Origin of the sequence: Pseudomonas sp. MWU349, from assembly GCF_017947325.1 — a bacterium.
Taxonomy (GTDB): Bacteria; Pseudomonadota; Gammaproteobacteria; order Pseudomonadales; family Pseudomonadaceae; genus Aquipseudomonas; species Aquipseudomonas protegens.
Genome location: NZ_JAFEVP010000001.1, coordinates 468,450 through 479,874 on the forward strand (window position 1 = coordinate 468,450; position 11,425 = coordinate 479,874).

9 protein-coding genes are annotated in these 11,425 nt (G+C 63.3%); 3 read left to right on the forward strand and 6 right to left on the reverse strand.

All coding sequences use genetic code 11. The features are described from left to right. Positions 1 to 81: 81 nt before the first annotated feature. Positions 82 to 2,715 carry a glucosidase gene (locus tag KCG88_RS02065; protein ID WP_047337191.1) on the forward strand — a complete coding sequence of 878 codons (2,634 nt, stop codon included), beginning with the start codon at positions 82 to 84 and terminating at the stop codon, positions 2,713 to 2,715. 50 nt (positions 2,716 to 2,765) lie between these two features. Here KCG88_RS02065 and KCG88_RS02070 read toward each other — a convergent pair whose 3' ends face one another. From KCG88_RS02070 to KCG88_RS02080, 3 genes are all read right to left on the reverse strand, one after another. Further along, positions 2,766 to 4,484, reverse strand: a complete 1,719-nt coding sequence (locus KCG88_RS02070; RefSeq protein WP_210711621.1) for a hydrogenase maturation protein — start codon at positions 4,482 to 4,484, stop codon at positions 2,766 to 2,768. Between the two features lie 261 nt (positions 4,485 to 4,745). After that, complete coding sequence (locus tag KCG88_RS02075; RefSeq protein WP_047287725.1) at positions 4,746 to 5,060, reverse strand: SCP2 sterol-binding domain-containing protein; 315 nt, start codon at positions 5,058 to 5,060, stop codon at positions 4,746 to 4,748. Positions 5,061 to 5,111: 51 nt separating this feature from the next. Continuing rightward, positions 5,112 to 5,822, reverse strand: a complete 711-nt coding sequence (locus KCG88_RS02080) for a histidine phosphatase family protein (protein ID WP_047287723.1) — start codon at positions 5,820 to 5,822, stop codon at positions 5,112 to 5,114. Positions 5,823 to 6,025: 203 nt separating this feature from the next. Between KCG88_RS02080 and sohB the strand changes: the two genes are divergently transcribed. Next, positions 6,026 to 7,060 carry a protease SohB gene (gene sohB, locus KCG88_RS02085; RefSeq protein WP_047287721.1) on the forward strand — a complete coding sequence of 345 codons (1,035 nt, stop codon included), beginning with the start codon at positions 6,026 to 6,028 and terminating at the stop codon, positions 7,058 to 7,060. Between the two features lie 272 nt (positions 7,061 to 7,332). Here sohB and KCG88_RS02090 read toward each other — a convergent pair whose 3' ends face one another. After that, positions 7,333 to 7,827, reverse strand: coding sequence for a DUF934 domain-containing protein (locus KCG88_RS02090; RefSeq protein ID WP_011061942.1), 495 nt, complete (start codon positions 7,825 to 7,827; stop codon positions 7,333 to 7,335). Then, positions 7,811 to 9,469 carry a nitrite/sulfite reductase gene (locus KCG88_RS02095; protein WP_047287719.1) on the reverse strand — a complete coding sequence of 553 codons (1,659 nt, stop codon included), beginning with the start codon at positions 9,467 to 9,469 and terminating at the stop codon, positions 7,811 to 7,813. The genes KCG88_RS02090 and KCG88_RS02095 overlap by 17 nt, the downstream gene beginning before the upstream one ends. Positions 9,470 to 10,065: 596 nt before the next feature. Here KCG88_RS02095 and KCG88_RS02100 point away from each other — a divergent pair. Then, positions 10,066 to 11,151, forward strand: a complete 1,086-nt coding sequence (locus KCG88_RS02100) for an ABC transporter substrate-binding protein (protein ID WP_210711622.1) — start codon at positions 10,066 to 10,068, stop codon at positions 11,149 to 11,151. 7 nt (positions 11,152 to 11,158) lie between these two features. On the opposite strand, the gene KCG88_RS02105 is transcribed toward KCG88_RS02100, so the two are convergent. Then, the gene (locus tag KCG88_RS02105) at positions 11,159 to 11,380 is read right to left on the reverse strand and encodes a DUF2970 domain-containing protein (protein WP_015636084.1); all 222 of its coding nucleotides are present in this window, start codon (positions 11,378 to 11,380) and stop codon (positions 11,159 to 11,161) included. Between the last annotated feature and the right edge of the window lie 45 nt (positions 11,381 to 11,425).

Here is an 11,425-nt window from a genome sequence, read left to right on the forward strand (position 1 = left end):
ACCGTGAAACATTTGTCATGGGGCGGCGTGGCAGGTCGCTCCTACACTGCAAGTCACCTCCATGGCCAAGGACACTCCCCCATGCCGGCAAAATCCACCAGCAGCATCCTCGATACGGTTGAAGGCCGGCGCCTGCAAGGCAGCGACGCTGAGCACTGGCGCCAGTGGGGCCCGTACCTCAGCGAGCGGCAGTGGGGCACAGTGCGCGAGGACTACAGCGCCGATGGCGACGCCTGGAGCTACTTCCCCCACGAACATGCCCGCAGCCGTGCCTACCGCTGGGGCGAGGACGGGCTGGCGGGGTTTTCCGACAAGGCCCAGCACTGGTGCCTGGGGCTGGCGCTGTGGAATGAACACGACAGCATTCTCAAGGAGCGTCTGTTCGGCCTGAACAACGCCGAGGGCAACCACGGTGAGGACGTCAAGGAGCTGTACTTCTACCTCGACGGCGTGCCCAGCCATGCCTACATGCGCATGCTCTACAAGTACCCCCAGGCGGCTTTCCCCTATGCCGACCTGGTGGCGGAAAACGCCCGTCGCGGCCTGAACGACACCGAGTACGAGATCCTCGATACCGGGGTCTTCGAGGACAACCGCTACTTCGACGTGACGGTGGAATATGCCAAGCACACGGCCGATGACATTTTCATGCACATCACCGTGCACAACCGTTTTCACCAGCCGGCCCGCTTGCGGGTGCTGCCCCAGGTCTGGGCGCGCAACACCTGGAGTTGGGGCGGCGACGCGCCGCGGCCGAGCCTGCGTCTGGAGGGCGACAAGGTGCTGGCGCGGCATGGGCAACTGCCCGACCGGCAGATCACCGCCTGGGGGGCCGAGCCCTGCCAGTGGCTGTTCTGCAACAACGACAGCAATTTCCCCAAGCTGGACGGGCTGGCGTCACCCGGGCCGTTCAAGGATGGTTTCAACGACTACCTGGTGGATGGCCAGGCCAGTGCGGTGAGCTTCGATGGCGGCACCCGGGTGGCGGCGCACTTCGTCCTTGAGCTGGCGGGCGGCGAGAGCAAGCGCCTGTTCCTGCGCTTTGCCCCGGCCGGTAGCGAGCCGGTCAGCGCCCGCAGCCTGTTCGAGCAGCGCCGGCGCGAGGCCGATGAGTTCTACGGGGCGTTGCAGCAGAACATCGCCAGCGACGACGCGCGCAATGTCCAGCGCCAGGCCCTGGCGGGGCTGCTGTGGTCCAAGCAGCTGTACTACTTCGATGTCAACCAGTGGCTTGATGGTGATCCCGGGCAGCCGGCGCCGCCGAGCGCGCGCGAGCACCTGCGCAACACCCATTGGCGGCACCTGTCCAACTGCGACATCGTTTCCATGCCCGATACCTGGGAATACCCCTGGTACGCCTCCTGGGACCTGGGCTTCCAGGCGGTGGCCTTCGCCTTGATCGACCCTGGCTTTGCCAAGCAGCAACTGTTGCTGCTGGTCAAGGATAGGTTCATGCACCCCAACGGCCAGCTGCCGGCCTACGAGTGGCGCTTCGATGATGCCAACCCGCCGGTGCACGCCTGGGCCTGCTGGCGGGTCTACCAGCAGGAAAAGTCCCTGACCGGCGTGGGCGACCTGGACTTTCTCGAACGCATCTTCCACAAGCTGCTGCTGAATTTTTCCTGGTGGGTCAACCGCAAGGATGCCGAGGGCCGCAACCTGTTCCAGGGCGGTTTTCTCGGCCTGGACAATATCGCCCTGTTCGATCGTTCCGCGCCGTTGCCTGATGGTTTCGCCCTGGATCAGGCCGATGGCACCGCCTGGGTCGCGGCCTATGCCCTGGACCTGATGCGCATCGCCCTGGAGCTGGCCAAGCGCAATGGGGTGTACGTGGACATTGCGGTGAAGTTCTTCGAGCACTTCCTGTATATCGCCGGGGCCATCAACCGCGTGGATGAAAGCGCCGAGGGGCTGTGGGACGAACAGGACCAGTTTTTCTACGATGTGCTGCACCGCCCCGACGGGCAGAACGAGCCGCTGCGCCTGCGCTCCATCGTCGGGCTGATGCCGCTGTTCGCGGTGCAGGTGCTGGAGCAGCACGAGCACGAAAACCTGCCGGGGCTGGCCCAGCGCCTGCTGGGCTTCTTGCATCACCGGCCGGACCTGGCGAGCCTGGTGTCGCGCTGGTACGAGCCGGGTAAGGGCAACCGCATGCTCCTGGCGCTGTTGCGCGGCGAGCGTACCAAGGACCTGCTCAAGCGCATGCTCGATGACAGCGAGTTCCTCTCGGACTTCGGTATCCGCTCCCTGTCCAAGGCCTTCGAGCAGCCGTTCGCCATGCAGGTGGACGGCAAGCAGTTGTGCGCCCGCTATGTGCCGGCGGAGTCCGATTCACGGCTGTATGGCGGCAACTCCAACTGGCGCGGGCCGCTGTGGATGCCGATCAACTACATGCTGATCGAATCGCTGCGCGAGTTTCACCGCTACTACGACGTCAACTTCTCGGTGGAGTACCCGCGGGGCTCCGGGTATCTGGCGTCCCTGGAGGAGGTGGCTGACGGCTTGAGCCAGCGGCTGAGCCGACTGTTCTTGCTGGACGAAGAAGGGCGCAGGCCGTCCATGAGCGGCTACCCGCAGTTGCAGGTGGCGGCCGAGGACCGCGAGCTGGTGCTGTTCCATGAATACTTCCATGGCGAAACCGGGCGCGGCCTGGGGGCTAGCCACCAGACCGGCTGGACGGCGTTGGTGGCCTTGCTGTTGCAGTCGGGAAAATGAAACCGCCCGGTGCTTAGCCGGGCGGTGACGGGGCGTGCATCGATCGTGGATCAACCCACCAAGGCGATGTCCTGGGGCTTGGCCCAGGCTTCGATCAGTCGCTCCGGGGTGCAGCAGGTCTTGCGCTTGTAGACGAAGTTGCTGCACTTCTCGGCGAAGCCCTTGCGGTTTTGCACCATGTCCATGTGCATCTCTTCCAGCTCGGCGTTGCGGCAGTGCTGCATCAGTTGCGGGTCGGCGTCCAGCTTGCGCTGGCGCAGGTGCTGGTAGCGCGGGTCGGTGAGGACGCCGTTGGCCCGTTGCAGCAGCCACAGGCCGAATTCGTCCGGGCAGCGTGGGCCGATCTCCTGGACCATGCCCATCTGCAGGGCCTGGAGGGCGCTGATGGGCAGGCAGGCTTCGGTCAGTTGCTTGGCCATGGCCTGGCCGACGGCGCGGGGCAGGCTGTAGGTCCAGTATTCGGAGCCGTACAGGCCCATGCTCTTGTAGTGCGGGTTGTACACGGTGTCGGCGCGGGCCAGGACCACGTCCGCGGCCAGGGCCAGCATCAGGCCGCCAGCGCCGGCATTGCCGGTCAGGCCACTGACCACCAGTTGGCGAGCGCTGAGCAGTTCCAGGCAGACGTCGTCGATGGCCTGGATATTGGCCCAGGCTTCCAGGCCCGGCACTTCGGCGGCCTGGATCACGTTCAAGTGCACGCCGTTGCTGAAGGCGCCGCGGCCGCCGCGTACCAGCAGCACCTGGGTGTCCCGGGCCTTGGCCCAGCGCAGGGCGCTGACCAGGCGCTGGCACTGTTCGGTGCTCATGGCGCCGTTGTAGAACTCGAAGGTCAGCTCACCGACTCGGCCGGACTCGCGGTAGCGGATCGGCTGGTAGGCTTCGGTGCTGAATGGGCTGCTGGATACCGACCAGTCCAGCACCGGGACATCGGCCAGGCGCTCGCCGAGCACGTGGCGGGCCGGGCGCTTGAAGGTTTCCTCGCCGGGTTGGGGCTTGAGGCGCAGGGAGCCGATCCACAGGCTGTGATCGCCGCAGGCCACCAGCACGGCATCGTCGTGCACCGCCAGCAGTTGCCCGGGCATGCCGGTGCGTGAGTCCAGGTGGGCGTCGTACACGTAGTACTGACCGCCGGCGAGGCTGGCCAGGACACCGGGCTGGCCGTCGGCGGCGTCGATGCTGCGCTTGATGAACTGGGCGCTGTCATGCCAGCTGAAAGTGCGGTCGCATTGCTTCATGTTCGGCTGCAGGCGGCCAAGCACCGCGGGGTTGTCGTAGTCCAGGGGCACGGGGCGGAAGCCGTTGCGGAATTTTTCCACCACGTCGCGGATGCAGTGAATCGCCGCGTCGCTCACCAGGCCGTTGTACAGCTCGGACTTGCGCAGCCCGGCGGGCAGGTTGAATTCATGGGTCGACCAGATTGGCCCGGCGTCCATTTCTTCCACCGCCTGCAATGCGGTGACGCCCCAGCGCTTGAGTTCCTTGCTGATGGCCCAGTCCAGGGCGCTGGCGCCACGGTCGCCGACGATGCCTGGGTGGATGATCACCACCGGCCGCTTGGTGTTGCTCCACAGCTGTTGCGGCACCCGGTCCTTGAGGAACGGGCAGATCACCAGGTCGGCCTTGGCCTCTTCGATCTGCCGGCAGACTTCTTCTTCGCGGGTGAACAGCACCACGCTGGGGCGGTGGCCGGCCTGGCGCAGGTCGAGCCAGGCACGTTGGGTCAGGCCGTTGAAGGCGGTGGACAGCAGGATGATCTTCAGTGATCGCATAATGCAGACTCTTCCGTGAGTGATGGCGGTATGGCAGGTGGCTCCGGCTGAGCCGTCCCTGGCCGCGATGGAAGGCGCAAGAGTAGAGGGGCGTTGCGGGGTGGGGACTGACCGAGATCAATCAAGCGTCTCGCCTGAAATGCCAGCCGCCCAGCGGTATTGATTCAGGGCAAAGGCGTGGGCCAGAGCGGTTGCGGCGGCCAGAAACGACGAATCCCGCCACAGGGGCGGGATTCGGGTACAGCCGGACCTTGCGCGGTCTTAGGCTGGGAACAGCTCGCTCAGTTTCATGGCCAGCATCATGTCGCCTTCGGCGCGCAGCTTGCCGCCCATGAAGGCTTGCATGCCGTCGGTTTCGCCGGTGACGATGCCGTTCAGGGTTTCACCGTCCATGACCAGGGTGACCTGGGCGTCCGGGTTCTCGCCTTCCTTGAGTTCGCAGGTGCTGTCCTTGACCACCAGCGAGAAGTGCTTGGAGTCATCGATGCGGAAACCGAAAACCAGGTCCAGGCCGGCAGCGGCAGCTGGGTTGAACTTGGCTTTCATGGCTTGTACGGCGTCAGCTACGGTGGTCATGGTTCGATCCTTTTATGGGGTGGTTACAGCAAGGGTCACAGTAAGCCGGGCTCAACGGAAGGTGATGAGCTCCGGGGCCTTCAACAGTTGCAGATGGGCATGACCGTTGAAGGAAGCCAGGGACACCTCGCGACCGCGGAACTTCAGCTGGTTGAGCGAGGTGTTGACGATTTGCCAATTCAGTTCGAAAGCCTGCTGGGCGGGCATCCGGGTAATCAGGTGGAGCAGGGCGGTGATGGTGCCGCCGGAGGTGAACACGGCGATCTTCTGCTGGTTGTTGGCTGCTTCGAGAATCCGTTGCAGGCCGCCCTGGACCCGCTCGACGAAACCCAGCCAGCTTTCCAGGCCCGGCGGGTCGTAGGTGCCGGCCAGCCAGCGCTGGATGATCAGGGCGAAGATGCGCTGGAACTCACCGCGGTTTTGCGCGGCGTTACGCAGGATGTTCAGGGCTTCAGGTTCCTGGGGCAGCAGGTCGGGCAGCAGGGCTCGAATGATGGCGTCGGCATCGAATTCGTTGAAGGCGGAGTCAATTTCCAGGGCCGGGCTGTCAAAGCCTGCGGCGCTCATCTGTTCCAGAGCGGCCTGGGCGGTGTGCTGCTGGCGCTGCAGGTCGCCGGACAGGCAGCGATCGAAGCTGATGCCCAGCGCTGCCAGATGCTCGCCGAGCACTGCAGCCTGGCGCACGCCGGTGGCGGACAACACGTCGTAGTCGTCTGCACCGAAAGAGGCCTGGCCATGTCGAATCAAGTAGATGCTGCCCACGTCCGCGTCATCCCGGTACGTTGAAAGTTTTGCGAGGTTATGAGGATGCCGATGAGCTGTCAATGAAAAAACATACGCTTGTTTGAAATGATTGTTGGAGCCTCGTAACACGAGGTTTCCCGACTGGTGGCCGACCGGTCGCGCCGGTATGCTTTAGCCCATTGCGCTGCCGGTTGGCAGCGGTTCATGTTTGAGGAGTCCCTGTGGAGTTTTTCGCCGAATACGCCAGTTTCCTGGCCAAGACCGTGACCTTGGTGGTTGCCATCCTGGTGGTGCTGATCACCGCCGCTGCGCTGCGCAGCAAGGGGCGGCGCAAGGGTGTGGGGCAGTTGCAGGTCAGCAAGCTCAATGATTTCTACAAGGAGCTGCGCGAGCGCCTGGAGCAGAGCCTGCTGGACAAGGATCAGCTCAAGGCCCTGCGCAAGGCCAAGAGCAAGGCCGAAAAGAGCCAGAAGAAGCACAAGAAACAGCCGGCCGAGGCCAAGCCCCGGGTGTTCGTGCTGGACTTCAATGGCGATATCAAGGCCTCTGCCACTGAAGGCCTGCGCCACGAGATCACCGCCTTGCTGAGCCTGGCCACGCCCAAGGATGAAGTGGTGCTGCGCCTGGAGAGCGGTGGCGGCATGGTGCACAGCTATGGCCTGGCTTCGTCGCAGCTGGCGCGTATCCGCCAGGCTGGCGTGCCGCTGACGGTGTGCATCGACAAGGTGGCGGCCAGTGGCGGCTACATGATGGCCTGCATCGGCGAGAAGATTATCAGCGCGCCGTTTGCCATCCTCGGTTCCATTGGCGTGGTGGCCCAGTTGCCCAACGTCAACCGCCTGCTGAAAAAGCACGACATCGATTTTGAAGTGCTCACCGCCGGCGAGTACAAGCGCACCCTGACGGTGTTCGGCGAGAACACCGAGAAGGGCCGGGAGAAGTTCCAGGAAGACCTGGACGTGACCCATCAACTGTTCAAGAACTTCGTCTCCCGTTATCGCCCGCAACTGGCCATTGATGAAGTGGCCACCGGTGAAGTCTGGCTGGGCGTGGCGGCGCAGGAAAAGCTGCTGGTGGACGAGTTGCAGACCAGTGACGAATACCTGGCGGACAAGGCCAAGAATGCCGAGGTGTTCCACCTGCACTATGCCGAGCGCAAGAGCCTGCAGGAGCGCGTAGGCCTGGCCGCCAGCGGTTCCATCGACCGCGTGCTGCTGACCTGGTGGAGCCGCCTGACCCAACAGCGCTTCTGGTAACCCCACCGGCCTTGTTGAAGCGGGCCTTGTTGAAGCTGGCTTTGTAGGCGCTGGCTTGCCAGCGAAGGCGGTCGCAAGTTTTGCACAAGGCCTGAGGGCCTCTTCGCCGGCAAGCCGGCTCCTACAGGGCGTGTGTCGTTTGCGGGCATCTGTTGTAGGAGCTGGCTTGCCAGCGAAGGCGATCATAAGTTTTGCACAAGGCCTGAGGGCCTCTTCAACAAAAAAGCCCTGAAGCGGGAAACCGCTTCAGGGCTTTTTGTTGGCGCCAGGGCTTAGCGGCGACGGAACAGCGGCAGCGGTTCGTCTGTGGCGGCCTGGTAGGTCACCGAGAAGTCCTTGAGGCTTTCCAGGGCTTCGTAGGGGTCCTTGTCGGCCCGCAATGCATAGGCATCGAAGCCGCAGCGGTGCAGGTAGAACAGTTGGTCGCGCAACACGTCGCCAATAGCTCGCAACTCGCCCTTGTAGCCGTAGCGGTCACGCAGCAGGCGGGCGTTGGAGTAGTTGCGGCCATCGGTGAAGGCCGGGAAGTTCAGGGCAATGACCTGGAACTGCTCGACGTCGTCACCGATTTCCTCGGCTTCTTCGTCCGCATCCAGCCATACGCCCAGGCCGCCATCGCGGGCCTTGAGGGCGTGAGCATGCTCGCGCCACAGGGCCAGTGGCACGATCAGGTCGTCGCAGTTGGAAATGCCGTCGAGGGTCGCGTCCTTGGGCAGCAGGTGCCAGGTTTCGTCGATGACCTCGTTGTTCTTAATGATTCGCTGCATAGACGCGCTCCTTGAAGAGGTCGATGCCAATACGTTGATAGGTGTCGATGAAGCGTTCGTCTTCGGTACGTTGTTCCACGTACACGTCGATCAGCTTCGAGATCACGTCGGGCATGTCGTCCTGGGCGAAGGACGGGCCGAGGATCTTGCCCAGGCTGGCGTCGCGGCTGGCGCTGCCTCCCAGGGACACCTGGTAGAACTCCTCGCCTTTCTTGTCCACCCCGAGGATGCCGATGTGGCCCACGTGGTGGTGACCGCAGGCGTTCATGCAGCCGGAGATGTTCAGGTCCAGTTCGCCGATGTCGAACAGGTAGTCCAGGTCGTCGAAACGGCGCTGGATGGATTCGGCGATCGGGATCGACTTGGCGTTGGCCAGGGAGCAGAAGTCGCCGCCCGGGCAGCAGATGATGTCGGTCAAAAGGCCGATGTTCGGTGTGGCGAAGCCGTTCTCCCGCAACTCGCCCCACAGCGTGAACAGTTGGCTCTGCTCGACGTCGGCGAGGATGATGTTCTGCTCGTGGGAGGTGCGCAGCTGGCCGAAACTGTAACGGTCGGCCAGGTCGGCGATGGCGTCGAACTGCTTGTCGGTGACATCCCCCGGCGCTACGCCGGTGGGCTTGAGCGACAGGGTCACGGCCACGTAGCCCGGCTTCTTGTGGGCCAGGGTGTTGCGCGCGCGCCAGCGGGCAAAGCCCGGGTGCTGCTGGTCCAGGGCGGCCAGTTCGGCGTCCTGGTTGCTCAGGGTCTTGTAGTCCGGGTCGACGAAGTGCTTGGCCACGCGATGCACTTCGGCATCGGTCAGGGTGGTCTGGCCGCCGCGCAGGTGGGCCATCTCGGCTTCGACTTTCTCGGCGAACACTTCAGGGGTCAGGGCCTTGACCAGGATCTTGATCCGCGCCTTGTACTTGTTGTCGCGCCGGCCATAGCGGTTGTAGACCCGCAGGATGGCGTCGAGGTAGCTCAACAGGTCCTGCCAGGGCAGGAACTCGTTGATGAAGGCACCGACCACCGGAGTGCGGCCCAGGCCGCCACCCACCAGCACGCGGAAACCCAGCTCGCCGGCGGCGTTGTACACCGGCTCCAGGCCGATGTCATGGACTTCGATGGCCGCGCGGTCAGAGGTCGAGCCGTTGATGGCGATCTTGAACTTGCGCGGCAGGTAGGCAAATTCCGGGTGGAAAGTGGTCCACTGGCGGACGATCTCGCACCAGGGGCGCGGGTCGATCAGCTCGTCGGCGGCGACACCGGCGAACTGGTCGGTGGTGACGTTGCGCAGGCAGTTGCCGCTGGTCTGGATCGCGTGCATCTGCACGGTGGCCAGCTCGGCGAGGATGTCAGGGATGTCTTCCAGGGCCGGCCAGTTGAACTGCACGTTCTGCCGGGTACTGATGTGCGCGTAGCCCTTGTCGTAGTCGCGGGCGATCTTGGCCATCATCCGCGCTTGGCGCGAGGTCAGTTGGCCGTAGGGCACGGCGACCCGCAGCATCGGGGCAAAACGTTGGATATAAAGGCCATTCTGCAGGCGCAGGGGGCGGAATTCTTCTTCGCTCAGCTCGCCTGCCAGATAGCGTCGGGTCTGATCACGGAACTGCTTGACGCGGTCCTCGATGATCCGCTGATCGTACTCGTCGTATACGTACATATAGGTCCAGTTCTCAGGCTACAGGCGGCGCTCAAGCGCACTTGGCAAATACTGCGGTGAACGGCTTCGGTACGCTGCTCGGACTGGCGTCCAGCGCGGTTTTCGCCGGCCTCACCTCGTCTTGCCTTCGTTCACGCTTCACGCCACCCATGTAAGCAAATCTGCGCGCACGGCCGCGCACTCCCAACGGAGCCGCCGAACGATACCAGTTTGCGGTTATGCGCAAAAGTGATGTTTGAGTATATGCACAGAACCAAAACGACTAACGGTAGGGGCGTGAGAGTAACCTCATTTGTGGTAGGGGCAATCCTGGTCTTAACTGTGGACGTGTCTTTGAGCAGTCACCGACAAAATCTACTAGAGGCGATGCTATGAGCCATCCAACCAAAGTAAGGAAAAGTGACAGTAGTGTTGATGCTTGGGCCATTCTCTTCCTGATCATACTGGTCGTGGGTACGGCCGTGTTCTGGGTCAGTCACCAGTAGTCGAACGATAAAAAAGAGCCTGAATTGTCGGACAATCAAGACAATTTGCCGCCGTTGGCCAGCACTTTGCCAGTTATACTGCCTGGGCGAAATTCTGGGGCTCTTCTCGTAATGTTCAAGCGTCTGTGCAAGTGGCTGTTGTGCCTGAGTCTGCCTTTCTGGGCGGTCGCTCACGCCACATCGGTGGTGTTTCTCAATCCCGGCAAATCCACGGAGACCTTCTGGGTCAGTTATTCGCAGTTCATGCAGGCCGCCGCCCGGGATCTGGGGCTCGACCTGCGCATCCTCTATGCCGAGCGCAATCCGCAGAACACGCTGCAGCAGGCCCGGGAGCTGTTCCAGGGCCGCGACAAACCCGATTACCTGATGCTGGTGAACGAACAGTACGTGGCGCCGCAGATCCTGCGTCTGTCCCAGGGCTCCGGGACCAAGCTGTTTATCGTCAACAGCCCTTTGACCCTGGACCAGCGGGAACTGATCGGGCAGAGCCGGCAGAACTATGCGGACTGGATCGGCAGCATGGTGGGCGACGATGAGGCAGCCGGCTATCGCATGCTCAAGGAGCTGCTGCACAAGCTTGGGCCCGTCCCGGCAGGGCACAGCATCGATCTCCTGGCATTTTCCGGGCTCAAGGTCACACCTGCGGCGCAGTTGCGCGAGCGCGGCTTGCGCCGGGCCCTGGCCGAACATCCGCAGGTGCATTTGCGTCAGCTGGTCTATGGCGAATGGAGTCGGGAGCGCGCCTATCGCCAGGCGCAACAGTTGCTCAAGCGCTACCCGAAAACCCAACTGATCTGGTCGGCCAATGACGAAATGGCCCTGGGGGCCATGCAAGCGGCCCGGGAACTGGGCCGCAAGCCAGGAGCGGATCTGCTGTTCAGTGGAGTCAACAGTTCGCCCGAGGCCTTGCAGGCCCTGATCGACGGCAAGTTGTCGGTGCTGGAGGCAGGGCACTTCACCCTGGGGGGCTGGGCCCTGGTGGTGTTGCACGATGATGCCCTGGGGCTGGACGCCCGGCGCCTGGGCGGGCCGGATTGGCAACTGTCGCTGTTCCAGGCATTGACCCCGGTCCAGGCCCGGCAGTTACTGCGCCTGGGGGATCAGGTGGGGGCCCGGGTCGATTTTCGCGGGCTGTCCGCCCAAGGCAAACCGGACAGCTACCGCTATCCCTTCGGGTTGCAGCTGTTGCTGCGCTGACGCCGCTTCAGACCCCCGCCAGGTGCATCGCCAGGTTGGCGATGCCCAGCAGCACCAGAACAAACAGGGTGGTGAACAGAATGCCCAGCACGATGAAGTGGCTGGGCTTGCCGTGGCTGAAGTCGCGGGCGCGGTTCTTCCCGCTCTGTACGCCGAAGGCGGCGGCCAGCACGCTTTGCAGCATCTGCAGGAAGGTCGGAGGCTGATTGTCCTTGCTTGGATCGTCCATAAATCCCTCGACACGGTTGGGTGTCAACAGAGCATAGACAATGCT